Raw genomic sequence first — 25,484 nt, forward strand, 5'->3', positions numbered from 1 at the left:
ACTATGAAAATTACCTCAAGAATTCTTTCTGTGGCGCTGGGTGCCTCACTTTTTGCGTTTCTGCCCGCCTGTGAGCAACGCTCTGAAACTGCAACCGAAACAGAAACGGAGGAACTGAACACTAGAAACCACGAAGTAGCGGAGGAAACTGAAAATGAGATGGGCGAAGCAGACCATGAAGTACACCAATTCTCTGAGTGGGTAAACGAAAAGACCGCTGCCGCTGAAACCGCCACCGAGGCAGAGTGGAGAGAAGTTAAAGCCGAATACAATCGCCGCACAGCTGACCTTGACGCCCGCAGCAATACCTGGGATGAGAAAACCAAGCGAGAATGGGAGCAGGTTAAAAATGGCTGGAACGAGACTGAGAATAAAGTGCAGGCCCGCCTGAGAAACTTGGGCGACAACGACAGAAAAAACTAATTGTTCCTGACGTAATAATCTGATAAAAAGAGCCCTCTGTTGCTTTCACAACAGAGGGCTCTTTTTTGGCTACATTTTAAAAAATAAGGCTAAAACAGAATTTGCATCATGTGCTTAGAATTCAGGCACAAAATCAAATGTACCTGTGTGTGTCTAAAGATACTTTTCTGGCTACGTTTTTACTCTTAATCAAAGACCAAGACGTCTATTAAATTTATTTAAGAGGGTTTCTGGCTACGCCGGTATTGGTAATCTTTACCGGCTTAATCATTCCATCTTCGTCAAAGTGCATTTCATCAATGCAAGTCACTCGGTGGTCGCGGTCGGTTTCGGTGAGGGGGCGGCGGTGATAGATAATGTACCACTGGTCTTTGCCCGGCACCTGCATGACCGAGTGATGACCGGCTCCGGTGGCTATTTCAGGATCTTGCTGCAGAATCTTACCTACCCGCTCAAACGGTCCGAAAGGAGAATCGGCTACGGCATAGGCCACAGAATAGTCAGGACCAGTCCAGCCCCCTTCTGACCACATAAAGTAGTACTTCCCGTTCCGAATGAACATGATGGGTCCTTCCACATACCCTTTCGGGGTTATTTCTTTGAATGTGGTTCCATCTTCAAACGGAATAAAACCGGTAAAATCATCTTTCAGCTTAGCAATATTGCAGTGCCGCCAGCCGCCGTAGATCAGGTAATACTGGCCGTCTTTGTCTTTGAACACGTACTGGTCTATGGGTTGCGCGCCATTATGGAATTTGTCTACCAGCGGTTTGCCCAAATAATCTTTGTAAGGTCCCTGCGGCTGATCGGCCACAGCTACGCCAATACCGCCTTCCTCCTGGTCGCTCTGAATATCATTCGCCCCGAAAAACAAGAAGTACTGCTTTCCCTTTTGCACAATGGCCGGAGCCCACATGGCTTTCTTCGCCCACTTCACCCTTGCTGTATCTAAAATGCGCTCATGCTTTGTCCAGGTAACCAGATCTGGCGAGGAAAAGGCATCAAACCGTACCTGCTGCGGATAACGGGCCGAGAATGTGGGAAAAACCCAGTACTTCTTCCCAAAAATAGCCCCTTCCGGATCTGCGTACCATCCCTGGAATATGGGGTTACCCGACATAGGTACCTTCTCCGCCTCTCTTTTTGAAATTTTACCAGCTTCCTTTGATGACTGACAAGACACAGCAGAAAACATAACTGCTATACCATAAGCAAACCACTTGTTCATGTGTTTCAGGTTTCAGTTTAGAAATGAAGGGTGTAAATACCGGAAATAAATATAAGAATACAACTGTGGTTCTGCGTAAGGATCAGCACCTGCCAGCGTTTTGACGCTACTTTTCAGAAAACAGCCCTAAAACAAAAATTTCTGGCACTGTCACAACTTCTCAACTGCGCCAGTGACAGTAGTTAATTTACAGAAACTCCAATATGAGAAGAGGAACTGCAGTTCAGTAAGATCTAAACTACAGCTCCTCTTCTCATTTTTTTCACATCTTCATCTTTAGAAATACCGCTGCGCCAAGGCTTTATCATGGCCATAAATATCGTCTCTGAAATGGACAGTACCGTCATCTTCTACCCAGGCGGTAAAGTACACTAAATACACCGGCACGTTTTCTGGCAAGTCTACCCGCTGTTGGGTAGAAGCGTTCATGGCATTTTCCACTCGGTTACGGTTCCAGCCGGGCTTCTCTTGTAGCAGGTAGGTAGCCAATTCAGCGGGACGTTCAACACGCACGCAACCGTGGCTAAAATCACGCCCTGCCTCACTGAAAAGATGGTCAGCGGGGGTGTCGTGCAGGTAAACAGCATATTCGTTCGGAAACATGAATTTCACCCGGCCTAGGGCATTGTTTGGTCCAGGTCGCTGCCTGATGCGGTATTTGAAATTGTGGCGGGTCATGGTGTACCAGTTCACACGGCTAACCGGTATACGGCGGGCGTTGGGTCCAAATGTGTTCACCATTTCCATGTTCTGGCTTGATAGCCAGTTGCGGTTGCGCTGCAGTTTGGGGGCAATCTCTTCCTCCACAATGCTGTTAGGCACGTTCCAGTACGGAGAGAACATGAGGTACTGAATTTGGTGGCTGAAAATTGGGGTGGCGTGCATGGTTTTACCTACCACCGCTTTCATACGCAATGCCTCTTTTCCATCTTCATATACTGATACTCTAAACCCCGGTATGTTTACCATTACGTATCGGTTCTGGCTGTTGTCGGCGTCCAGGTCTTTCGGGAGCCAGCGCCAGCGTTCCATGTTCAGGAGAATCTGGTCAATGCGTTCGTCTACACTTACGTTTAAAGCACCATAAGTCTGTGGTCCAAGAATTCCGTCTACCGTTAAGCCGTGGCGTTTCTGAAAATCCTTCACGGCCGTTTCCACCTGAAGGTCATACACCCAAAAAGCGGTGTCCTGTTCCTGCACGGTTTGCTGTGGCAGCAACCGCTTTCTGACCTCCACTACCACCTGTGCCGTGTCGTTAGGCTTTACAATATCTTGTCCTTTCACTTCAGACCACCCGCCCTGCTCTTTTATTTGCCGGTAGCGCACCAAGGCCTCTCTAAGTTTCTGGTACCCCTGGTGCAGGGCTTCGAACTCATAGAAAGGATGTGTGGAATCCTTCTGCGCCAGAATCTCGGTTAATGCTTTGTCTAGCTTTATTTTGTTTTTTCTTATCTCCCACTCAATTGCCGAAGTGCTGTGCGGGTCTACGGTACCTTTGTAAAAATCAGAGGCATAGTTAAAATAAGAGGCAGTCAGGGCTACATCAAGTTCCTGCTGCGTTTTCTCTTTCCGCGGGTCTACCTGGCTCATTGACTCAAAAGCCCTGTAAGCTTCCCTTATATTTTTTACGCGATAGTCTTTCGGGTTCAGGCCTTCTTTGCGGGCATGCTCAATGGCTTCAATCAGTTTATCGGCGTGAGATACAAGTTTGCCGTTTCTGAACCAGGCCAGCTGGTAACGGCGGCTTTGGTAAAACTTTTCTACCAGTGGCAAGTGCTGCCGGTACTCCTCTTGCTGCTGGACGTATTGGTGCACAAAGGCACTGTCGGCTCGTAAAGTATCTGCGGAAAGGTGTGAGGTAGCACCAGTGGTTTTTTCTGATTGTGCAGAAACAGGTGCGTTGATCAGAAATAGACATATCAAAAAAAAACACAAAAACAGATTTGGTAAGCGGATATAAAGGGCAGTGGAATCTCTCATATTACTATCAAAGGAAACTATTAAATCAATTGGCTCTTGCCCTTGCTGAAGCTGACGAGAAGGGCGATTATGTGAAATGCACAAGAGAGCCGGTCTCTATATAATACAAAATCAAGGCCAAAAGGTTTGTTCTTCTTTGAATTCCTGCCTTCTGGCAATCATTTTCGGCCTTTTTGATTAAAAGCAGGCCGAAAACAGCCCGCTGTGCAATAGCAGTTTGTAAAGATTATTCTTTGATTGATACTAAAGACTGAAGAGAAACAGAGCATTAGAAGTTTAAACCCCTTCCACTGGCACTCGTTAATAATGGAGAAATCTATTGTTCACTTAACGTAAACATCCGATGCAGAGACGAGATAGAGAAAACCAGAACTACGGTGACTTTTATACAAATGATGGAAACAGTTACCACACCAGCAATACCGGCAACAGATTTGAGGTAAGAACGCAGGACTTTCGGCACCAGGCATGGCCTGAGCGCGACTATATTCGGGGCGATCACCAACAATATAATGACTGGCATGGCCGTGACATGAGCCGAGACTACAATCACCTGCACCAGTACCCCAGAAATAACCAGGACCAGCATAGGAATGAACAGAATTTCAACCGCTCCTCCTACCAAGACCAACAGCACAACGAGCGCTTCAGCAACCAGAACCCAAACAGGCAAAACTGGGGCAGCGACTCAAACCATGATCAACGCTATACCAATAACTACTCGCGCGACCGTGATCAGTTTGGAAACCAGTACCAGGACAACTTCCGGCATGACCCTACCTTAACCAGAGGCGGCCAGGACGAGGACCTTCTGGGCAACATTCGTCAGGGTTACGGCATCTCCAGCTTTGACGGCACCTCAGACCGGTTTAACACCTTGAACAGTCCGCACCGTTACGGCACCCAGCAAAATGAGCAGAACTACCTCTCCGGCGACCGTGACGGCTACCGCAGCAGCCAATACGGCGGAGGCTTAGGTGATGGTGGCTTCCACTCACACCGGGGCGTTCCAGATTATGGTCGCGGTAACTTTGCCGAGAACGAAGGCACCGGCATGGGCAGCTCGTACGGAGGTAAAAATTACGGCGGCGGCCATGGCTACACCGGCGGACACAGAGGCGGCACCTGGGGCGACAGCTCGTACGGCAGCTACTCCGGCAACTTTAGCGGAACAAGCCCAATGGGTGGCAGCAGCTACGGTAACGGCCGAAGCAGCTACGGCAACTCCTCGCAAAACACTGACCGTGGCGTGAGCGAATTAGGTGGCCATTAACATCAATACCTCATTTTAGTTGAGTATAGGAATCTCCTGACTATAGAACTTCACTTCTTAGGTCAGGAGATTTTTTTTGATGTACTTTAAGACAACTATAGCAAGGGAATTTAAAATTTCTGCCATTCTCGTTTTAGCCTTGTTTTTTAAAAATCTGCCTTAAAACAGAAGCGGGAAAATCCATTCTTTGTCCCCTCTGAAAATTTTCATTCTATTTTAATTGTTAATTCAACACTTTTATTACTAACTTTATGACAATGAACCATTACCATACCCGTGGTGGTTTGATATTTTCCTGAAATAGTGGCGTGTCTTTTTCTATTTTATTAAAAGTATAAGCTTACAAGTACATGAAGTATTATAACAAGTTGCAGACAATGGTGTACACCTTGTGCTGCCTGGTAACACTGGGTAGTTTAGTTAGCTGCGGAAAAGATGACGGGGGGCAAAGCACGGAACCCACTGCCACTCAAATTGAGGTGACTGTTAAAAATGCTACGTCCGGTGAGAAAGCCGCTGGCATTGAAGTGCTTCTATTCAAAGATCCATCTACCCAAAGCTCCGGCCGCGTACCTAGTAACGCATTACGCAAAGTTACTTCAGACGCGAACGGAGTAGCTCTTTTCAATATTCAGACGGTGCCAAATCTTTCTACCTCGGGCACCTTGTACACCACCGTGCTAGACGGCTCAAATGAAGTAATAGGTTCAGTGGCTGTTGAGTATAAAAAAGGAGAAACGGTAAAAAAGGACTTACCCATTCAACCTAAAACCAACAACGGCGGCTCGAACCCAGAACCAGGTGAAATGCTTGGGTATAAACCCGCCACCATTACCACAGAATTAGCCATGAGCGAGTACAACCGCTGGAAAACCACCCAGGTGGTGGCCTGCGGTGATGGTCTCCGTGTCATTGCTGACCCGGCGGCTGAGACCAAAGTTGAAGCCATTGGGTTTGGCATGCTGCTGGCTGCCTACGCCCAAGACAAAACCACCTTTGACGGGCTTCACCGGTTTTATAACAACAAACGCACTCCTCAGGCTGCTAACATGATGGCTTGGTCTGTGACTTGCTCGGGCATATTAGACCCCGGCAGTGCTACCGACGGAGACATTGACGTAGCCTTCGCGCTGATTGTAGCCAGCAATAAATGGGGATCTACCTACCTGAACGCCGCCAAAGATATCTTGAAAATCATCAGTGATAAATTGATTGTGAGTTGCACCGTAAACGGGAAAAGCATTTACGTACTGGCACCCGGCTACAGCAACGTTGCCTGGGGTGGCTGTAATATGACCGACCTCATGTACCACACCCCTGCTTTCTTTAGAGTATTCGCGGAGGTTACCGGTAACAGCAAATGGTCTCAGCTAGCCGATGACACGTATGATCTACTTAACGCGGGCGCACACCCTACCACCGGACTGGTACCAGATTGGCAGACTGCCAGCGGCACCCCTGGTCCTGGCGGAAGAGCAGGTCATTTTGGTTATGATGCTTGCCGCGCTCCCTGGAGAATTACCTTAGATTACCTCTGGAACGGAAACACCAAGGCTGAAGCCTGGGCAAAGAAAGTATCTAATTTCGCGAACGGAGTAGGGCCTGCCAACATCAAAGACGGGTACGAATTAAACGGTACCCCCCGCGGCACCAATGGCAACAACAGCGCCTTCTTAGGCGGCTTTACGGTAGCTGCAATGGCCCACAGCCAGGAACGGGTAGACAGATTCGGCACTGAACTAGCCAAGCTCAGAGACAATTACTGGTTTAACCTGAACACCCGCGTGCTGTACCTATTCACACTTACCGGTTTATTCTACGAGCCAGCTGTATAAGAGACATATATAAACAATGAACAAAAAGGCCTGCCGTTTCATACGGCAGGCCTTTTTGTTGTTTTAATGGTTAACCAAAATATTCCATGTTAACGGACTAATGCAGGTTAGAAGGTTATTCCAGCAGCTTTTTGAAAAACGGCATCAGCTCATTGGCCATTATGCCGTGCTCGGAAACACTGGGGTGACCAGTACAGCCTGTGGCTTGCATGGGCTTAAAAAAGTGCAGTGCAACAGGTTTGTCAGAAGGAAAAGCCAGATCAATTTGGGCTTTTACGGTGGCAAGGTAATTTTCCAGATTCTGCTTTTTAGCACCGTTCAGCATGGGGCTGCTCAGTAGTGCCACCTGCGCCTGCGGATACTTTGACTTCACGTTCCTCACAAACTCCACATAGCGGCTCACAAAACGGGCGCTGTCAAAAGGCAGCCTCACTGACTTTCCATCGCCGTCACTGAAATCATTGGTACCAAGGGCAATGCTTATAATTTCAGGCGTAAACTTTCTAAAATCCCAGCGTTGGGTAGTGGCAGGCTGAAAGTCTAATTTTTCATACACATCGGGCAAGGAGGGTCCGTTGTTATTCCAGTTCCGGTACACCCCATAGCCACTCACGCTACTCAGTACAAAGTTAGTGTTAAGAGCCCTCGCCACTCTGGGGCCATACGCCATGTAGGCATTGTGCTGGTCGTGGTATTCACCGGTACCACAGGGTACTTCTGACGGATCAGCGGCAGCGCCACAGGTTATACTGTTGCCAATAAACTCGATCAGGGGCGCTGAAGAGCGGGTAACTGCTGTAGCCTTGGGAGCTATTACTTTTTGAATGACTAGTGGTCCAGAGTGCGCCTCAGTGGTTTTGTACAACCAGACGGTGTGTTTCCCAGACGTAGGTGCGTTGATTGCCAAGGTGTCTGTTAGGCCATTTATCCGCACCCGCTTCTGAAACACTCCATCCAGCTCATACTGCAGGTAGCTATGACCATCTTCCCATCCCGCCCCGGCTACCACTGTTGCTTCAGTTCCCTCAAAGGAAAACCCCACATGCGCGGCTGAAGTAATAAGCTCCAGGTTACTGTTTGTGTTGATCTGGTACCGCCCAATAGGTTGTAAGGCAGCAGCGGTCAATTCCATCGGTTTTATGGAAGCTCCCGTTTTATAGGAAGAACAACTAAAGCAAAAAAAGCTACAGAAGGTGGCGAAACAAAAGAGCAGCAGTTTCATTGGCAACATCATCAAGTAAAAATCTTACACCACCTGCAAGTTAATCGCTTTGTTTAAAACTGTAGCAGGTTAAAAGTCAAATCAAACGTTACTGCTTGTTTACACTTCAGCCCAACAGTGTTTTTAGCTTGTTTTTAGAAAAGTAGGCCCAAAACATAGCTACACTCAATTGTTTTTGTTGCCAAATGCAAATTTCGTTGATGCGGCAATTACTGAGCTTGCCATGGTTAATACTGATTTTTAAGTAAAAAAAGTTATTCGCCCACCTTTTACACCTCCTTTTCCGTAAGGCATAGTGTCTTAGAAGAAGCCAACTTACAGAGGCAACAACTGAAGAAACTGCGAACGTGACTATGCTGCCTTTTCTTAAATCCATCAAGAAATACGCGTACTCCCCCAGAAAAAACCTACCAAAGCAGGTAGATCTGCGGCGTATTCGTTATAACAAAGGCGAAAACCCAGTACAGCACCAGCTATTTTTTTAAAAGAACTAAAAAGGAGCTTCTCTTTAAAACTTAACATTTTACCCTGACCATTATGGATGCAGTTGTGCGTCAGAACCATATAAGTGACATTTTCAAAGACTATCACACTCCGCCGCATTTTATAGATGAGGTTTTCCAGAAATCTGGCGAAGTCCACCCGTATTATGAAGCAGTGTACCGTCGCTTTTTAGAATTTTCCAAAGATGAATTCAAGGAGCTGAACGAACACGCTAAAATGTCATTTTTCAACCAGGGAATCACCTTCTCGGTGTACTCAGACGAGGCCAAGGGAGTAGAACGCATTTTCCCGTTTGACCTGTTCCCGCGCATTATTCCGGCGGCCGAATGGGCCAGGTTAGAAGAAGGGGTTATCCAGCGGTGCCAGGCTATGAACCTGTTCATAGAAGACATTTATGGAGATCAGCATATCCTGCGCGACAAGGTGGTTCCGTCTGAGCTTATCTTTTCTTCTAAGAGCTATCTCAAGGCCATGCTGGGTATGAAACCTATCGGCGGCATCTATAACCATATTTCGGGCACTGATCTTATCAAGCATAGTGATGGCAACTACTATGTGTTGGAAGATAACCTGCGCTGCCCTTCCGGAATCAGCTACGTGCTGTCTAACCGGGTAGCCATGAAACGCACGCTCTTCCAGATGTTCCGTCAGTTTAATGTAAACACCGTGCATGAATACCCGCAGGAACTGCTGGCCACCATGCAATCAGTAGCACCTAATGGCATAGACGCCCCTACGTGCGTGGTATTAACTCCGGGGGTATATAACTCAGCGTATTTTGAACATGCATTTCTGGCGCTGACCATGGGGGTTCCATTGGTAGAAGGCCGCGACCTGTACGTGGAGAAGAACTTTGTGTACATGAAGACCATCAATGGCCCGAAGCGGGTAGATGTAGTGTACCGTCGTTTAGACGATGAGTTTCTGGACCCTATGACATTCCGGCCAGATTCTATGCTGGGGGTACCTGGTATTATGGCGGCTTACAAGAAAGGCAACGTCAATCTTTTGAACGCCCCTGGCACTGGCTTCGCTGATGACAAAGCGGTGTATTCTTACGTGCCAGACATCATCAGATATTACCTTCAGCAGGAGCCTATTCTAAACAACGTACACACCTACCGTTGCGAAAAAGACGATGACCTGCAGTATGTACTAGAGAACATGGAGAAGTTGGTGGTAAAGCCGGTAGATGAAAGTGGCGGCTACGGCATCTTAATTGGGAGCAAAGCCTCCAAGGAGCAAATAAATGAGTTTAAACAACTAGTCACCCAAAACCGCCGCAAATACATAGCACAGCCTATCATGGATCTTTCGGTGCATGCCACGTTTATTGAGGGCGCTGACCAGTTTGAACCCCGGCATGTAGACCTGAGAACCTTTACTTTACTGGGCAAAGACCGGCAGTTTGTGCTAAAGGGTGGTCTTTCAAGGGTGGCGCTCAAAAAAGATAGCCTTATCGTGAATTCTTCGCAAGGCGGCGGCTCCAAAGACACTTGGGTTATGATGGAAGAAGGTTCCGCCATGAATATGTCGCAGAACCAGCAAGAAGGCAAGCAGGCTATGTCTATGAACGGTAAAACCATGTCTATGGGACCCGATGGAATGACCATGGGCTCCATGAAAACAGAGTAACTTCTTTCCAACCGCGTTTTCGGCCTCCTTTTAAGAAAACAAGCCAAAAACAGGAAAGCTTTGAATAGTGAAAGAACAAATCTTCTGCAAGTTTAGGAATAGGATTGATCTCTGCCTCTCTCGCCGCTCTTTCGGATTTACCAATTCAGAACAGCACAAAAAAAGCGCAGAGCTATAGACAGCAAATGCAGAACGGACAAGGAACTTTTCAGGTGATATATTAATGCCAGAAAGACCACTATTAAAAAAACAAAAACAAGAGTCCTGAAAACACAGGACTCAGAACTCAAGACTCAGAACTACTTAAAATATGCTTTCAAGAATTGGAAACAGCCTGTTTTGGATGGGGCGCTACATTGAAAGAGCAGAGCATTTTGCCCGTTACACCAGAGTTCAATATGTATCATCAGTTGATGCGCCGCTAGGCCAGAGCAGGGAATTTGTGCTGGAATCAATACTGGACATGACGGGCAGCAAAGAAGATTACCAGAACGCACACCAGCAGGTGGAAGACAACAAAGTCATCAACTTTATTTCGGTTTCTGAAGACAACCCGTTCTCGTTGCTGAGCTACATTGGCCGCATAAGAGAAAACGCCCGTGGCGCCCGCGACAATATTTCCATTGAGCTGTGGGAGGCCATTAACCGGTTTTACCACAAAGTGAACGGCTCGCTCAGCGGGGAGCTTCCGGCGCAGGAGATTGAGTTCTTTGCCCGCCGAATTGAAGAGAACAGCTACATTACCAAAGGCTACATAGAAAACACGCTGCTCCACAATGATGTCTGGATGCTTATTTCGCTGGGCGTTCACCTGGAGCGGGCTATACAGGTCATCCGGATTTTGCAAACCAAAATGAACGATATTGAACGGCTGGGGGAAATGAAGAAAGAAAGCGCCCTGGAAAATTACCAGTGGACCACCACTCTGGAAAGTACCGAGGGCTTTGACATGTACATGCGTTGCCACCGCACCAGCCCTACCCGCAAACACGTGCTTGACTTTTTGCTGTTTGACACCCAGTTCCCTAAATCAGTGGCCTACAGTATGGAACGTGTACGCGAATGCATACAGGGCATTGCATTTCAACAGGAAGAAACAAGAAAAGAATCTATAGAGTTTATTGCGGGAAAACTGGCGTGCCGGTTCCAGTACCTGACCATAGAGGAAGTGGAAGAAAGAACTGAATCTTTCCTGAAGAAAACGCTGGACAACATTTATGAGTTGGCCCAGAAATTAGATCTGAAATACCTAAAGTCAAACTAATACCCGGCACGGCTTTAAGCGTATGAGGACAGTATATGAGGTGGTGTATCAAACCCAGAACACATATGAAGCTACCGTAAAAGAGGCCTTTTTCTCTTTTCTGGTGCTGCCCTGTCAGGACCAAACCCAACGGCTACGCACGTACAGTTTCTCTAACTCACTTGAGGCCGAAGTTTTCCATCACTCAAACCCATTTGGTTTTGATGTAACCTGCTTACGTGCCAGCCAGTCCTTCACCCACTTTGAATTTTGCATGAAAGCCGTGGTAGAGAAAAGTTTCGCCTTGTTTCCGTATGGCAGCAACATGACCGTAGCCCAGGAGCAAGCCCTGTTACATGACCATAACTTTTTCCTGGATTACCACCTGTTTCTGGGCACGGGCCGCTACACCCAACTAAACCCAAAGCACTACCCCAAGCTACTGTTTAGAGGAGAAAACCAAACGGTTTATGAGTACCTGCAGCAGCTGAACAACCACCTGTACCAGCTATTGGAGTTTGACCCGGAGCCTACCCATGTGTGCACTACGGCGAACGAAGTACTAGAGATTGGCCGTGGCGTATGCCAGGATTTTACGCACCTATTCATTGGGATAGCGCGGTTAAACAAAATCCCGTGCCGGTACGTGTCAGGTTACCTGAACCAGGGGCTCAACTTAACGGGAACAGCCGTCATGCATGCCTGGGCCGAAGCATACATTCCGGGCTTTGGGTGGCAGGGCTTTGACCCCACCAATAACCTGCTCGCCGATGTGCACTATATAAAAGCCGCCCATGGTACAGACTACAATGACTGCAGCCCCATTAAAGGCATGCTCCGAACCAACGGCGGACACACCACCGACTATGGGGTAAAAATCACTCCCCTGCCTGAGCCGTATCACAATCAATAAGGCTACCGCACCCGCCTGAGTTGAGAAACAATCAACCTCCGCCGGTAGCCTCCGTTTACCCATTCAGAGTACTTTAAGAATTAAAATTATGCAGACCTTCCACTGTGCCTGTGGCAATAAGTTGTTTTTCGAGAATTCACAGTGTGTTTGTTGCAACCGCGAAGTAGGTTGGTGCCCAGTGTGCAAAGGCATTCATGCCATGGAGCCCAATGGAAAAGGCGGCTACACCTGTACCAATTCAGACTGTAAGGCGCAGGTAATAAAGTGCTATAACTACAGCACCTACAACGTCTGCAACCGTTTTGTACCAGCTCAGGCGCAGCCGCAGCAGAACGGCCAATGCCTGTGCAACTACTGCCAGCTTACCAAGACCATTCCAGATCTGTCAGTAGATGGCAACATAACCAAATGGTACCAGCTGGAAGTGGCCAAACGCCGTTTGCTGTACCTCCTGGACCGCGTGGGCTTACCCTACGGATCAGATCAGGAAAACTTTGAATTGCCCCTGTCCTTTGATTTCAAAGAAGACGCCCAGCCCTCTCCTATCATGGGTTGGATGGGCATTGGCCAGGAAGAGAAAGTATACACTGGCCACGCCGATGGCAAAATCACCATCAACCTCCGGGAAGCCGACCCAGTGGAGCGGGAGAAACTGCGGGTGTCGTTTGGAGAAGACCATCGCACCCTCATTGGCCACTTCCGGCATGAAATAGGACATTACTACTGGCAGCTGCTCATCCAGAACAAAGACGAAGAAAATTTCAAAGCCATTTTCGGCGATCATGAGAATCCGTCTTATGCAGACGCCATGAACCAATACTACCAAAACGGGCCGAAGGCTAATTGGGCGAAGGGCTACATCAGCGCCTACGCCACCATGCATCCCTGGGAAGACTTTGCCGAAACCTGGGGCACGTATCTTGATATGCTTGCCGTACTGGACACCGCCGATAACTCGGACCTTCTGAAGCTGCCTAACAAAGACCTTGAAACCGCCCAACTAGAGGACATGCTGCTACGGTATGAAGATCTAAGTCTCAAAGTAAATGAGGTAAACCGTGCACTTGGCCTGCCCGACCTTCTCCCTGAAACATTTTCTAAACCTGTTGTGGAAAAGCTCACCTACATACATGTCTTAATTGCCAGAAACAGAAAAAAATAACTCCCTGTTTTAGGCTTAATTTCTGGAAAATAGCCCCAAAACAAAGGCAAACCGTCAGACTGCACATACCCCTTATAGTCGGAAGGGCAATGGGCTGGCAACTTCTTTGCACAAGATGTCTACCTGCCGCTACAACACCGGCTAAGATTTTCACCTTTTCTTTCTTACTCTTCTGTAAAAACCAGACACTCATAGGTTGCCGCATGAGCAGGATCATGACGCGCTGCAGAAAAAAAAAGATGATTTTTTCATATCGTAAATAAACTATACTCCTGTTTATCAGTCCAAAGGGAGAATTCAGCCTCCTGATATGAAATCTTGCCTACTTTTCCTTCTCATTTTCTTTAGTGCTTTGTCTGCCCATGCTCAGGGCGTTTCGGTAACAGGTACGGTAAGCAGTGCCTACCACAAAGAAACGCTGCCAGGCGCCACGGTGCAGCTCATCATGCTGCCAGATTCAACAAGAACGGCAGTGGGTACTGACAAAGACGGAAAGTTTATTTTTCAGGGGGTACAGCCGGGGAGTTATGCCCTGCTGATCAATTATCTGGGCCACCAGCCCCTGAGTAAGGCAGTGCAGGTACAACAGGTGGCGGTTCACCTGGGCACTTTAACTTTGGTAGAAAGCTCTACTTTGCTGAAAGAAATTGAGGTGGTAGGCCAAATTCCGCCGGGTACGCAGAAGGGAGACACCACCGTGTTCAATGCGGCCGCCTTCAAGGTGTCAGATGACGCCAGCGCCGAGGACCTGGTGACCAAGCTGCCGGGCGTTACAGTGACAGACGGAAAAATACAGGCGCAGGGCGAAGACGTAAGGCAGGTATTGGTAGACGGCAAGCGCTTTTTTGGGGAAGACGCCAATACGGCACTTCGTAATTTGCCAGCCGAAGTGATTGAAAACATTGAAATCTTTGACAAGAAAAGTGATCAGGCAGAATTCAGTGGTTTTGATGACGGCAACCGAGCCAAAACCATCAACATTGTTACGAAGAAAAACCGGCGGAAAGGCCAGTTTGGGAAAGTGGCCGCGGGAGTAGGCCCTGACACGAAATACATGGCAGGCGCAAGCGTCAATTTCTTTGATGACGGACGGCGGCTTACGGTAAATGGTCTGGCCAACAACATCAACATGCAAGACTTCTCTGTGGGTGAAGCACCAGGCGGCGGCATGCGTGGTCGCCGCAGGAGCGGCGGAGGTGGAAGCGGAGGAGCAGGCATTTCAACCATCAATACCCTTGGGCTGAATTACAATGACAACTGGGGAGAAAAAATTGAAGTAAGTGGCCACTACAACTACAGCAACAACCATAACGAGAACAACCGCCTGGTGTTTCAGGATTACTTTAAGTCAACGTTTTACGACCAGCAAAACACCACCGACAGTTACAACACTAACCGCACCGAAAACCACTCCGTCAACTTCAGGTTTGACTACAAACCCAATGACCGGAACAGGCTCTTAATCACTCCCCGGCTGTCTTTGCAGAACAACGACACCTACTCCAGCTCTATGGGGCTTTCGGTCTATGACCAGAATCCAGAGAATGAGGTATATGATCAGGCAATTCTGACCTCCAGAAACAATTCTTCTACCGCTGAAAATCTTACCTACAACCTGAGCAATGACATCAACTTCAGTCATAGGTTTAACAAGCCCGGCCGCACCATCACGCTGGGGCTCAACCTGAACAAAACCCTTAATGACGGTGAAAATTACCAGATAAATGATGTGGTAGACTTTCAGAGGCCAGAGAAAAGCAAATACCTGAACCAGCTTATCACCGCTTCGCAGAGTGGCTTTACCTGGCGCGGAAATGTAGCGGTGGCCGAAAAAGTAGGAGAATTCGCCCGCGTTCAGGCGGAGTACAGTGTCAGCAACCGAAACCAGGATTCTGAGCGACTGGCGTATGATTGGGAAGAAAATGACTATACCAATTTGAACACCCGCCTGAGCAATTCCTTCGTGAGTGACTACCTGAGGCAGAACGGAAAAGCCAGCTACCTGTACAACACTGAAAAAGTACGGGTGCAGGTAGAGGGGCAGTATCAGGTGGCCAACCTGCAGAACCAGCAGGAATTCCCAACAGATTACCAGTTAGACCGCACCTTCCATAACTTACTGCCTTCTGCGCAGCTGGAATACAAGTTCTCCAAGACCAAAAACGTGCAGCTGGATTACCGTACCAACGTAGACGCCCCATCGGTTTCTCAGTTGCAGGAAGTGGTAGACAACAACAACCCGCTCCGGTTCAGGGTAGGAAACACAGGACTGGTACAGGAATTCAGCAATTCGGCGAATTTACGGTATAGGTCTTTCAACTTAGACACCAAACGTGTGTTCACCTTTTTTGTGAACGCCACAAAAACAGATGACTACATCACCAACAGCACCACTGAAGTGAACCTTGAAAGCGAACCACTACTTAGGGGCTTGGAGATTAGCCAGGGGGCGCAGCTCATAAGACCTGTAAACCTAGACGGTAGTTGGAGCACCCGCGCCTTTATGAGCTTTGGCCAGCCAGTAAGTTTCCTTAAGTCTAACTTCAGCGTGAATGGTTCAATGGGCTTTAACAAAACTCCTGGTCTGTTCAATGGAGAAGCCTTCTTCTCTACCTCCACCAATTATGGTCTAGGCGCATCTTTGAGCAGCAACATCAGTGAAAACATAGATTTTAACGCCTCTACCCATTCCAGTTACAATGTGGTCAACAGCACCCTCACGTTACGCGCCCAGCAAAACAACAATTACTTTATACAAAACTCCAGCCTACGGGCCAGCCTCAAATTCTGGAAAGGCGTGATTTACCGCACTGAAGTAAGCCACCAGTACAATGCGGGTCTTTCTGGTGACATTAACCCCCACATTACGTTGCTAAACATGAGCATAAGCAAAAGGGTGTTCAAAAGCCAGAAGGGCGAAATTAGCCTGAGTGTAAATGACCTGTTAGGCCAAAACGTGAGCGTGCAGCGGGTAATTGCAGATGCTTATATACAAGACGTGCAGTCTACGGTGCTGCAGCGCTTTTTCATGTTTACCTTCTCCTACAACATCAGATCTTTTACGGGTGCTGCCCCCGGAGAAAGAGGCCGCTCCCAAAGAGCCCCTGGTGACCGTGAAGACCGAGGAACCAGAGACAACCAACGCCCTGCAAGGCAAGGTGGCGGACGGTACTAATCTGGAGTTGCGTTAAGTTCTGAGAAAGGACACGAGCTGCAAGCTCGCGCCAGCGGAGAGGTGTGCGTTTTGGAGCTGTTTTCAGGAAAGTAGCCCCAAAACGCAGAAGGATGCTCTGTTCCAAGAAGAATACTTAAAATTAACTACTCAATCCCTTTTCAAAATCTCAGTCCAATTTTCTACCTTACCACCACAAGCCCCGTGGCCCAAAACCATGGTTGAAACGGAAGCCAAAGCCTTACTTTTACTTCTGTAGGTCGAAATTCCTAATTCTTAATTCCTAATTCAACACTGTGTCTAACATACAACATATCATAGAAGAACGGCCCAGCAACATCGGTAACTTTCTGGTGGGGCGGCTGCTGCCGTTCAGGGGCAAGCGCATGGTAGGCCCCTTCGCGTTTATTGACCACATGGGCCCCGCCTGCCTCTCTGACCACGAGAACCTGGACGTGGGCCCGCACCCGCACATTGGCCTCTCCACGCTTACCTACCTGCTGGAAGGCAGCATGATGCACCGCGACAGCCTGGGCACCGAACTGGAGATACAACCGGGGGCGGTGAACTGGATGACGGCGGGCCACGGCATTGTACACTCCGAGCGCACGCCTGATTACCTGCGCAACTCTGAAAAGATGCTGCACGGTCTCCAGATTTGGGTGGCGTTGCCGCTGCACTTAGAGGACATGGAACCCGCCTTCTCGCACACCCCCGCAGAGGAACTGCCCACCTGGCAGGAAGACGGCCTCACCTTCAAACTCATTGCCGGGCAGGCGCTGGGGCACTCGTCGCCGGTGCCGGTATATAGTCCGCTGTATTTTCTGGAAATCAAGAGCACCCACCGCCAAACCGTGAACATTGGCGCAGGCCTGTACGGCGAAAGCGGACTGTACATTCTGGAAGGCGGCATTGTGGGCGAAGGCCACGTGTTTGAACCGAAGCAAATGCTGGTGACCCAAGACAGCACGCTCTGCTCATTTGAGATGCTGGAGAACAGCACGGTGTACTTATTCGGCGGCGAGCCGTTCCCCGAGGAGCGGTTCATCTACTGGAACTTCGTGGCCAGCACCCGCGAAAAGATTGAGGACGCCAAAGAACGTTGGCTCGCCCAGACCTTCCCGCCCGTACCCGGCGAAACCGACTTCGTGCCCCTCCCGCCGCAGCCGGTGGCGTTAAAGGAGAAGTAGAAACTTGACCAGTCAATGGTGCTTATAAAGGCAAAAACAGAAGGCTGACTTACCCACACCTGGTCATGGCCACAGAAGCAGGAGATGGGGTTAAGGAAGAAGAGGGCATCTACCGGAGAATCTCCACCCACCCTTTTATGGGTTGGCAGGCATCTGGCGCCTCTGCGGTATAAAAATAGGTACCCTCTGCTAGCCCGCGGCCCTGCCAACGGTTATCATAGGCATCACTCTCAAAAACCAGATTACCCCACCGGTTATAGATTTTAACCTTTGTGCGGGGTCCTAAATTGACGATGGTGAAGAAATCATTTTTACCGTCTCCGTTGGGGGTGAAAATGTTAGGTGCCACCAACATGCGCAGCACCTCTACCTCTACCGTAAAGGTGGAGGCCACCGAACAATCAGTGTTGGCTTTTGCCGTCAGCTGCACCTGGTACCTACCCGGCGCCTGAAAGGTATGCGTAGGATTTTCTTCTGTAGAGGCGGGGGAACCGTCCTTGAAGTTCCAGGTGTAAGAGGTATTGCCACCCGTAAGATTGGCAAACTGTACGGTGTAAGGGGCGCAGCCTACGGGAACAGGCTGCACCTGGGCTGCCACCGTAATAACCGGCATTACCTTCACCGTCACAAAAACGGTGTCAGAGGTATTGCATGATTCCGGGTTAAAGGCAATGAGCCGTACCTGAAAAGTACCTTCCCGCTGATACGTATGGGTGGGATTAGGAACCGCGACGGGGGGGCTGCCATCTCCAAAATCCCAGAGATAGGTCCTAGCATTTACGCTTTGGTTAAAGAACGTTACCTGGTAGTTTACACAAGATGGCAAGGGCGTGGCCGCAGCTGCCGTTACTGGCGCAGCATCCTTTACCAGCACTTGAATATACGTAGTGTCCGAGGGGAAACAGGCCAAGCCACTTCTCGCTATCAGGCGCACCCGGTAATTGCCGGGATTTGCAAAGCTATGCCGTGGATTAGCCTCAGAAGATGGTGGTGTACCATCGCCAAAATCCCAGGAATAGGAAATGGCATTCACGCTTGTGTTCTGGAAATGCACCTGATAAGGGGCGCAGCCCTGCGGAGGGGTAAGAGCGCCCGCCGCCGCCAAATGCGGTGGGTCAAAACGGAATTTGGAGATGATTCCGTCAAACGAGGTAGTTTGACCGGCTGAATAGGCCCCCGGAGTGGCAATAACGGTAGGAATAGCAGCGCATTCTATGTTATAGAAAACCGCTTTTTTAGATATATAACTATGATTTGCCAAATGGACATGCCCAAACTCGGTACCTCCAAAGAAAGTACCGAATACTAGTTCTTTGGCATCTTTTGACAATTGGCAAAGGTATAGATTGCGGCGAACAGTATAAAAGGCATTGGGGGTGACCGGGCTATCAGGCACAGAATACGCCGTTAAATAGATGTTGCCGCATGCATCTAGTTCAAAAGCGGTGGGAATGGGCTCCGGAATAGACAAGGTACTGTTCCCTAAATGGGTTGAGAAATACGTAGTGGTGAGCGTATTATTTAACTTATGAATGAAATGCCCGCCCGCGCCGCCAGCCGTGTGGAATGTCCCTGGAGTTACCGGGTAGCTACCGCTGGTATACCCTGCCACATATACGTTTTCCTCCTCGTCCAGCGTGAGAAGCTGCGCCAGGTCGTTGCCGAAGGTACCCAGAAACGTAGCCGCCACCATTTTACTTTCATCGGGGTTCACTACCAACACAAACCCGTCCTTGGTGCCTAAAAAGGTACTGTTCACTGTTCCGGAGGTCACGGGAAAGTCAGCGCTGCTGGTGCTTCCTACCAGGTAGATGTTCCCGGAGGAGGGCCCGACTTTCACATCTGAAAATCGATCAGTGAGCGTACCGCCCACATAGGTAGACCACAACAGCGTAGACAGCGAAGGGTCTAGTTTTGAGATGAACCCATCCTGAAAACCCTTATGCTGTGACTGCAAAGGGTTCACTAGAGGAAAATCTGTGGAGTTGGTAGAAGAGGCGAGGATCACATTACCCTCTTTGTCTTCCGCCAGGCCGGCAGGTACGGTAGAACCAATGGATGCTTCCATCTGGCTCCCGCCCAAATAAGTAGAGGCCAACAAGTCATTGCCGTCTGCGTTTAGTTTGGATATAAAGAAGTCTGAAAAGGATGCCGGCCCTATGGGGTTATACGCCGTAGGGGATACGGGCAGTTGTTTTGACGTGGTGGTACCGCAGAAGACAAGCTCATTCTTTTTATTGATGAGCATGCCCAAGGGATAACTGGTGCCGGGTCCGCCGAAGTACGTAGCGAAAAGCAGTTGCGTACCGGACGGGTTGAATTTTGAAATGGCTAAGTTTGTGCCCTGCAATACCGTCTGAAAGGCACCTGCGGTTACGGGGTAATTGGGTCCCATGGCCTGCGCCGCCGTATAGGTGTTGCCTTGGTCATCGGCGGTGGCACAGTTAGCCGACACCGAAGTGGTGGTGCCGGTATAGCTGATGAAAACAATTTCAGGATCAATGATGAGGGGCAGGGCCGGATTGTAACGGCCCGTCAGTTTAAAGCCGACCACCCCGTTCACCAACGTAAACGCGCAGGGCACTTCCCGCTGCTGACCGTCTACCACCTGGTAGGCATATGGCGTTTCCTCCGTGAACTCATTCACAGACGTTTTCACGTACAGCTTCCCGTTCCTGATTTCCAGTTTCTCGGCGCCGGTGTACTTCATTTTCACAGCCGGCACTTGCCCCCCCGGCCGCACCACAAAATCATATTTGAGTTTGCCTCCTTTGGCATAGAATTTAAGGTCTACGCGCGGGAAGAGGTTGGCATACCGCACCTCCTGGGAAGTGGTGACCCCGGTAGCCCATTGGGCCCGATCTGCCCCAATAAAATAATGGCGACGCTCCGCCAAGGTAGCATGGTGGGTGATGGCGGCTTTGGGATTCCCGCCCAGAAACTCCACCTTCAGCCCGTGCCCCTTGTACTTCCTTGGCGCCTCCCCCTCTTCTACCTGCCCCAGATGGTATTTCCTTTGGGCATCCCCCTTTTCTTCCTGCTCCTCCAGATGAAAGAAATCCGGTTCATAAAACCCATAGGTGAACCCGTTTTTCTCCAGGAAAAGCCAGCCCTGGGGCAAATCTGTGGTATACAGGATCTGGGACGCCCACTGCCCCTTATTCTGCACAAACCCCGGAAACCGATTTGGTGCAGGCGCATCGGCAAAGGCTGTTAGGCTAAATAAAAAACAAAGGAGAACCAGTACAAAGGGGCGCATACAGAGCAGTATCTAAAACTAATGGAGTATTCAATCTCACTTTATAATACAGGTTTAAGGTACTGTAATTTTCAGAGATTCAATAACAGAAATTCCCGATGCTCTACTAGCATTAAATTTCTTTTTGTACCTTACTCCTAGTAAGCAAACTTCTGCCCCACTCCTATGGAAATCAATCACCTCAACACCGACACCAACGGCCACTTTGAAGCCATTGAACTAAAGGCCCAGGCGGGCCTGCTTACCTATCATTGGGACACGCCCCAGAAAATGGTGATTGAACATACCGAGGTGAACCCCGCCTTCTCAGGCCGAGGCGTGGGCCGGGAACTGGTCATGGCCGCCGTGGCCTATGCCCGCGCCCAACAAATAAAGATTGTCCCCCTTTGCCCCTACGCCAGAAAACTGTTCAAGCAAGACGAAACCATACGGGATGTGCTGTTTAAAGAGCGGTTGATAGTAGGATGAAGCATAGAAAAAAAAAGCTGTTTTAGGCCTGGTTTTGAAAAACGAGGCCTAAAACAAATAATATTGGTGCAGCTGAAAGTGCCTATAAAGAATATTAACTTTATAAAATATACTATTAAATAGTACCTTACCGGCCATACAAACAGGGAAAACTCTCCTGTAGCTACCCTTCTCCAGATGAACAAGAACAGGTTAGAAGCATTTAGTGATGGCGTGTTAGCCATTATTATCACCATTATGGTACTGGAGATAAAGGTACCGCACGGCACCGAGTGGAAGGCTTTGCAACCGCTCCTCCCCGTGTTTCTGAGTTATGTGCTTAGCTTTCTTTACCTGGGCATTTATTGGAACAACCACCACCATATGCTCCACAGCACCAACCGCGTAAATGGCTATGTGCTCTGGGCCAACCTGCACCTGCTCTTCTGGCTGTCTTTGATTCCCTTTACCACCGGCTGGATGGGCGAAAACAGCTTTGCGCCGGCGGCTACGGCCTTGTATGGCATTGTCTTACTTTTCTGTTCTATTGCTTATTGGACCCTGGAGCAGACCATCATCAGAAAGAACGGCAAAGACTCACTCTTGGCCAAAGCCATTGGCTACGACCTGAAAGGCAAAATCTCCCCACTCTTGTACCTGACCGGCATAGCCCTCTCCTTCTGGAGTTCCTTAGCCGCGAACGGCGTCTATGTGTTTGTAGCGTTGATGTGGTTGATACCAGATAAAAGAATTGAGCGGGTGTACGAACTTCAGGAAAAGGGCAATTAGAATTTGACCATAAGCAAACCCGGCTTTTTCAGGGAGAGGCGTAGGCAATGCCTTGGTCATGGCGGCCATAGCGTATGCCCGCGCCCAAAATATCAAAATTCACCCGGTGTGTCCCTTCGCTAAAAAGCTTTATCAGAAAGATAATTCTATTAGGGATTTACTGTTTAAAGAGCGGTTGGTTTTAGGATGAAGTAGAGTTTTTGCATTTTCTGTTTTTGGCTTAATTTGGAAAATGAGGCTAAAAATAGAATAGCATCTTGTAAATACTTATTCCTCTATCATTCAAGAGTCAATTCAAGTAGTAGCTGATTTTTGCAAGCTCGCGCCAGCGAGGCGGCAGAACCCTCGCTGCTGTAGACAAAAGCAGGAGAGTTCTGAAGAGCATACAAATAGACAGCGCACCCTATTTCATCAATCCAAAGGAAAATCTATAGCGATTACCTACAACCGCACCACAGCAGCCGCATGGTAACTGGTGCCCGGCACAGGCTGTTTTTGTACCTTGAATTCATCTAACGGCAGATGCTGCTCTACAAAAGGCAGATCTGGGGCGTAATAGAAAACGCCTTCTCTTTTCAAAGACAACAGAATTTGCCGGTAGCGGGAAGCATAGGCGGTGTAGTCGCCAGAAACGCGCAGGTGGTGGTGCCTGAAATGGTTTGAAAAACCTACGTTACTGAGTATGGTGCCCCACTGCCGGTCTTCTACATTAAACTCAAACCAATCGGTCTGGAAAAGGAACTTGCCCGGAGATACATTCCGGTCAATGCCATAGGCTTCTAAACCAAGGTTTCTGAGATGGTGCACCAGGTACGCCTGCTGCCCACAGCCCAGATCCAGAATGGGTTCCTGCAGTTTTGCAGGGTCTATGCCTAAAAGCTGTAATTGGGCTGCCGCCGAATATTCCTCACAAACCACCTCCTGCGCCAGGTAAGGTTCCTCGGCGGTATAGAGTGCCTTGGCAAAGGGATTGGTTTTCTTAAGCCATCCCTGCAAAATCCGATAGTGGCGACGGGCCAGTTGTTGCAGCTCTTCCTCGGGTATAGGTTGCGGCAATTCTTTTAGCTGGTTCAGCAACTTCTGGTACACCTTTTTGAGCGACTCCCGGTCAAAAGCATTGAAATGGTAGAATTGGTTTGCCTGGCTAAACGTCACCAAGGCCTGGTGCACAAGGCGCTCCAGCAGATAGTCTTCTTCCGGTTGGCTCAGGTTGACCAGCGCACGGGCCTGCTGCTGCAAATAATCCACCAAAGCGGGCGTAAACCCGAAGGGGCTGAGGGAATCAGCGCACAGCAGATTCACTTTCTGGTGAAAAACCATTTGCTGGTCTATGGCTTCCAGTAACTTTTCCAAAACTTGTACAGAGCTGTAAATTGTTCTCTACTTGATCAATAGCCGCAGCTAAGGTAGCAGGTTGCTCAGAAACCTGCTAACCATTACCCTCTGGCTTTGCATGAGCTTTTAGTAGCGTTGGCTTCTTTATCCCATGCTTTTCACTTCAGCTGTATAGTCCCAAGGCGTGGGGTTGGTCTACCCTGCCTGAAAAAGATGAGCGTTGCATTCGGTTTTAGCCTCAGAGCAGCAGCATTGGGGTTTTTTGTTTTTAATGTAGGGACTGCTGCAGTTCCAGCAGGTGGCTTGTTCTTCTTCTGAGGCGGTAAAGCCCAGCATAGCCAACACGTCGGTAAGGTCAACGGAACGGTTTTGGTCATAGAAAATCACCTCGCGGCCGTTGACCACAGACACTTTACCCATAAACTTAAAGCCGGCTTTGGTGATTCCTCGCTCAGAGGCTTTGTTCTCCGGGGCGTGCATAATCCAGAAACATTCGGTGTGGGCTCTCTCAGTGCTTAAAATGTACTGCAGCAAATGCGGATAGATGCCCTGCCCTCTGAACCGAGACAAGGTCCTGAAGTTCCAGAGGTAGGCATGTTGGGCAGGAAGCCCCAACTCATGGTTAAGTTCTCCTATACGGGCCTTGGTGGTAGCCATCCAACCGAAGGAGGCAGGCTCACCGTGCCAATAGGCGACAAACGCTTTGTGCCCGTTGGCGAAGCGTTGTTGGGTTTCTTCCTGCGTTGTCTCCCCTACCATGGCCATTAGCTGCGGATCATGGCATTCAGAGATTGTAAGACCCGGCATAGGCGCCAGTGGCTGTAAGGTATTGTGGGTGGTAAAGCTGTATAACATAGTGGTAGAGAAAATCTTTGTAATAGATGGTGTAGCAGAATTTATTTTGAAGCGTGCTGAGAAGTGGAAACTAGGCGGGAGGCCATGAGAGGCTGGAGGTTAATTTCTTCTGGCCTGAAGCCTACCCCAACCTTGCCCTGGAAGAAAAAAAGTGCCGGCTGCGCTTAAAAAGCACAGCCGGCAAGGCTACCTTATTGGCAGCAGCCGCAAGAGCAGGTGCAGGCGTTATGAGCACAAGTGGTTTCGCAGTCACAAGATTGGCAAGTGCATTCTACGTTGTCACAGGCTGTGTTCTGGTTTTGAGGAAGCGTTTTCATAGTCTTTTCTAATGAAGTGGTTGAATAAATGATTCATTGAACGACACAAAGGTAGAGGGCTCCTTTACCAGAAAGGTTACATTTAAAAGTATTACATTAATAAAATTTAATATTTCAAGACTGGGATTTAAGTCTTTGAACAACAGATGTAATGGAGGACTTATCTGTACTTTTACAGCGGCCACATTGAAGCATTAAACTAAAGGCCCAGGCGGGGCTGCTCACCTATACCTGGCCATCATGCAGAAACTGGTGATGGAGCATACAGAGGTGAACCCGGCTTTTTCGGGGAGAGGCGTTGGCAATGCCTTGGTCATGGCGGCCGTAGCGTATGCCCGCGCCCAAAACATCAAAATTAACCCGGTGTGCCCCTTTGCCAAAATGCTCTTCAAAAAAGATGAATCTATTAGGGATGTGCTGTTTAAAGAGCGGCTGATTGTGAGTTAAAGTGAGATTTTGAATTATCTGTTTTTGGCTTCATTTTAGAAAATGAGGCTAAAAACGTAAACAAGCCATAGGCAAAGATCTGAAAGACAAACTCTCCCCGCTCTTGTACCTGACCGGCATAGCCCTCTCCATTTGGAGCCCCTGGGCCGCGAATGGTGTCTATGTGCTGGTGGCGTTGATGTGGTTAATACCATATAAGAGGATTGAGCGTTTTTATGAGGAAGGCTGATTCAAACTTTTAGTCAGATTAATTCA

General features: G+C 48.9%; 18 protein-coding genes and 1 pseudogene. 13 read left to right on the top strand and 6 right to left on the bottom strand.

Annotated elements, in window-relative coordinates; genetic code table 11:
- Positions 1-3 precede the first annotated feature (3 nt).
- Positions 4-423, top strand: coding sequence for a hypothetical protein (locus A8O23_RS12785; RefSeq protein ID WP_066621794.1), 420 nt, complete (start codon positions 4-6; stop codon positions 421-423).
- A gap of 214 nt (positions 424-637) precedes the next feature.
- Here the strand turns inward: A8O23_RS12785 and A8O23_RS12790 are convergent, their stop codons facing one another.
- On the bottom strand, positions 638-1,543 hold the full coding sequence (locus tag A8O23_RS12790) for a glycoside hydrolase family 43 protein (RefSeq protein WP_204377695.1): 906 nt from the start codon (positions 1,541-1,543) through the stop codon (positions 638-640).
- Between the two features lie 384 nt (positions 1,544-1,927).
- The gene (locus A8O23_RS12795) at positions 1,928-3,574 is read right to left on the bottom strand and encodes a L,D-transpeptidase family protein (protein WP_161486735.1); all 1,647 of its coding nucleotides are present in this window, start codon (positions 3,572-3,574) and stop codon (positions 1,928-1,930) included.
- A gap of 400 nt (positions 3,575-3,974) precedes the next feature.
- Between A8O23_RS12795 and A8O23_RS12800 the strand changes: the two genes are divergently transcribed.
- Together A8O23_RS12800 and A8O23_RS12805 are read left to right on the top strand one after the other, a co-directional pair.
- On the top strand, positions 3,975-4,904 hold the full coding sequence (locus A8O23_RS12800) for a hypothetical protein (protein ID WP_066621796.1): 930 nt from the start codon (positions 3,975-3,977) through the stop codon (positions 4,902-4,904).
- Between the two features lie 350 nt (positions 4,905-5,254).
- Positions 5,255-6,739, top strand: coding sequence for a glycosyl hydrolase family 8 (locus A8O23_RS12805; RefSeq protein WP_066621798.1), 1,485 nt, complete (start codon positions 5,255-5,257; stop codon positions 6,737-6,739).
- 115 nt (positions 6,740-6,854) lie between these two features.
- On the opposite strand, the gene A8O23_RS12810 is transcribed toward A8O23_RS12805, so the two are convergent.
- Positions 6,855-7,871 (bottom strand): SGNH/GDSL hydrolase family protein, encoded by a 1,017-nt coding sequence (locus tag A8O23_RS12810; RefSeq protein ID WP_161486736.1) that lies wholly within the window; start codon positions 7,869-7,871, stop codon positions 6,855-6,857.
- 627 nt (positions 7,872-8,498) lie between these two features.
- On the opposite strand from A8O23_RS12810, the gene A8O23_RS12820 reads away from it, so the two are divergent.
- From A8O23_RS12820 to A8O23_RS12845, 6 genes are all read left to right on the top strand, one after another.
- Positions 8,499-10,100, top strand: a complete 1,602-nt coding sequence (locus A8O23_RS12820; RefSeq protein ID WP_066621802.1) for a circularly permuted type 2 ATP-grasp protein — start codon at positions 8,499-8,501, stop codon at positions 10,098-10,100.
- A 310-nt stretch (positions 10,101-10,410) separates the two neighbouring features.
- On the top strand, positions 10,411-11,364 hold the full coding sequence (locus A8O23_RS12825) for an alpha-E domain-containing protein (protein WP_074988373.1): 954 nt from the start codon (positions 10,411-10,413) through the stop codon (positions 11,362-11,364).
- Between the two features lie 22 nt (positions 11,365-11,386).
- Entirely contained in the window at positions 11,387-12,256 is an 870-nt protein-coding gene (locus tag A8O23_RS12830) for a transglutaminase-like domain-containing protein (RefSeq protein ID WP_066621807.1), read from the top strand.
- 88 nt (positions 12,257-12,344) lie between these two features.
- A complete protein-coding gene (locus A8O23_RS12835) occupies positions 12,345-13,418 on the top strand; it encodes a zinc-binding metallopeptidase family protein (RefSeq protein ID WP_066621809.1) in 1,074 nt (357 codons plus the stop codon).
- Positions 13,419-13,728: 310 nt separating this feature from the next.
- Entirely contained in the window at positions 13,729-16,593 is a 2,865-nt protein-coding gene (locus tag A8O23_RS12840; RefSeq protein ID WP_082883034.1) for a TonB-dependent receptor, read from the top strand.
- A gap of 293 nt (positions 16,594-16,886) precedes the next feature.
- Positions 16,887-17,780: a pirin family protein gene (locus A8O23_RS12845; RefSeq protein ID WP_066621812.1), complete on the top strand. Its 894-nt coding sequence runs from the start codon at positions 16,887-16,889 to the stop codon at positions 17,778-17,780.
- A gap of 109 nt (positions 17,781-17,889) precedes the next feature.
- On the opposite strand, the gene A8O23_RS12850 is transcribed toward A8O23_RS12845, so the two are convergent.
- Positions 17,890-21,039 carry a DUF7948 domain-containing protein gene (locus A8O23_RS12850; RefSeq protein WP_082883035.1) on the bottom strand — a complete coding sequence of 1,050 codons (3,150 nt, stop codon included), beginning with the start codon at positions 21,037-21,039 and terminating at the stop codon, positions 17,890-17,892.
- Positions 21,040-21,204: 165 nt separating this feature from the next.
- Between A8O23_RS12850 and A8O23_RS12855 the strand changes: the two genes are divergently transcribed.
- The 3 genes and pseudogenes from A8O23_RS12855 to A8O23_RS22095 all read left to right on the top strand — a co-directional run.
- Positions 21,205-21,507 carry a GNAT family N-acetyltransferase gene (locus tag A8O23_RS12855; RefSeq protein WP_066621815.1) on the top strand — a complete coding sequence of 101 codons (303 nt, stop codon included), beginning with the start codon at positions 21,205-21,207 and terminating at the stop codon, positions 21,505-21,507.
- A gap of 177 nt (positions 21,508-21,684) precedes the next feature.
- The gene (locus A8O23_RS12860; protein ID WP_066621817.1) at positions 21,685-22,275 is read left to right on the top strand and encodes a TMEM175 family protein; all 591 of its coding nucleotides are present in this window, start codon (positions 21,685-21,687) and stop codon (positions 22,273-22,275) included.
- A gap of 28 nt (positions 22,276-22,303) precedes the next feature.
- Positions 22,304-22,465 (top strand): annotated as a pseudogene (locus A8O23_RS22095) (GNAT family N-acetyltransferase); the annotation flags it as partial.
- A gap of 251 nt (positions 22,466-22,716) precedes the next feature.
- Here the strand turns inward: A8O23_RS22095 and A8O23_RS12865 are convergent.
- On the bottom strand, positions 22,717-23,628 hold the full coding sequence (locus A8O23_RS12865) for a hypothetical protein (RefSeq protein ID WP_066621820.1): 912 nt from the start codon (positions 23,626-23,628) through the stop codon (positions 22,717-22,719).
- Positions 23,629-23,805: 177 nt separating this feature from the next.
- Positions 23,806-24,465: a GNAT family N-acetyltransferase gene (locus tag A8O23_RS12870; RefSeq protein WP_074988375.1), complete on the bottom strand. Its 660-nt coding sequence runs from the start codon at positions 24,463-24,465 to the stop codon at positions 23,806-23,808.
- Between the two features lie 557 nt (positions 24,466-25,022).
- Between A8O23_RS12870 and A8O23_RS12880 the strand changes: the two genes are divergently transcribed.
- Positions 25,023-25,229: a GNAT family N-acetyltransferase gene (locus A8O23_RS12880; protein WP_204377691.1), complete on the top strand. Its 207-nt coding sequence runs from the start codon at positions 25,023-25,025 to the stop codon at positions 25,227-25,229.
- Positions 25,230-25,484 lie beyond the last annotated feature (255 nt).

The sequence above is a fragment of the Rufibacter roseus genome, assembly GCF_001647285.1.
Taxonomy (GTDB): Bacteria; Bacteroidota; Bacteroidia; order Cytophagales; family Hymenobacteraceae; genus Nibribacter; species Nibribacter roseus.

Coding starts and splice junctions, on each gene's coding strand:
- A8O23_RS12785 (WP_066621794.1), top strand. CDS start 4: ATGAAAATTACCTCAAGAATTCTTTCTGTGGCGCTGGGTGCCTCACTT.
- A8O23_RS12790 (WP_204377695.1), bottom strand. CDS start 1,543: ATGTCGGGTAACCCCATATTCCAGGGATGGTACGCAGATCCGGAAGGG.
- A8O23_RS12800 (WP_066621796.1), top strand. CDS start 3,975: ATGCAGAGACGAGATAGAGAAAACCAGAACTACGGTGACTTTTATACA.
- A8O23_RS12805 (WP_066621798.1), top strand. CDS start 5,255: ATGAAGTATTATAACAAGTTGCAGACAATGGTGTACACCTTGTGCTGC.
- A8O23_RS12810 (WP_161486736.1), bottom strand. CDS start 7,871: ATGGAATTGACCGCTGCTGCCTTACAACCTATTGGGCGGTACCAGATC.
- A8O23_RS12820 (WP_066621802.1), top strand. CDS start 8,499: ATGGATGCAGTTGTGCGTCAGAACCATATAAGTGACATTTTCAAAGAC.
- A8O23_RS12825 (WP_074988373.1), top strand. CDS start 10,411: ATGCTTTCAAGAATTGGAAACAGCCTGTTTTGGATGGGGCGCTACATT.
- A8O23_RS12830 (WP_066621807.1), top strand. CDS start 11,387: ATGAGGACAGTATATGAGGTGGTGTATCAAACCCAGAACACATATGAA.
- A8O23_RS12835 (WP_066621809.1), top strand. CDS start 12,345: ATGCAGACCTTCCACTGTGCCTGTGGCAATAAGTTGTTTTTCGAGAAT.
- A8O23_RS12840 (WP_082883034.1), top strand. CDS start 13,729: ATGAAATCTTGCCTACTTTTCCTTCTCATTTTCTTTAGTGCTTTGTCT.
- A8O23_RS12850 (WP_082883035.1), bottom strand. CDS start 21,039: ATGCGCCCCTTTGTACTGGTTCTCCTTTGTTTTTTATTTAGCCTAACA.
- A8O23_RS12855 (WP_066621815.1), top strand. CDS start 21,205: ATGGAAATCAATCACCTCAACACCGACACCAACGGCCACTTTGAAGCC.
- A8O23_RS12860 (WP_066621817.1), top strand. CDS start 21,685: ATGAACAAGAACAGGTTAGAAGCATTTAGTGATGGCGTGTTAGCCATT.
- A8O23_RS12870 (WP_074988375.1), bottom strand. CDS start 24,465: ATGTTATACAGCTTTACCACCCACAATACCTTACAGCCACTGGCGCCT.
- A8O23_RS12880 (WP_204377691.1), top strand. CDS start 25,023: ATGCAGAAACTGGTGATGGAGCATACAGAGGTGAACCCGGCTTTTTCG.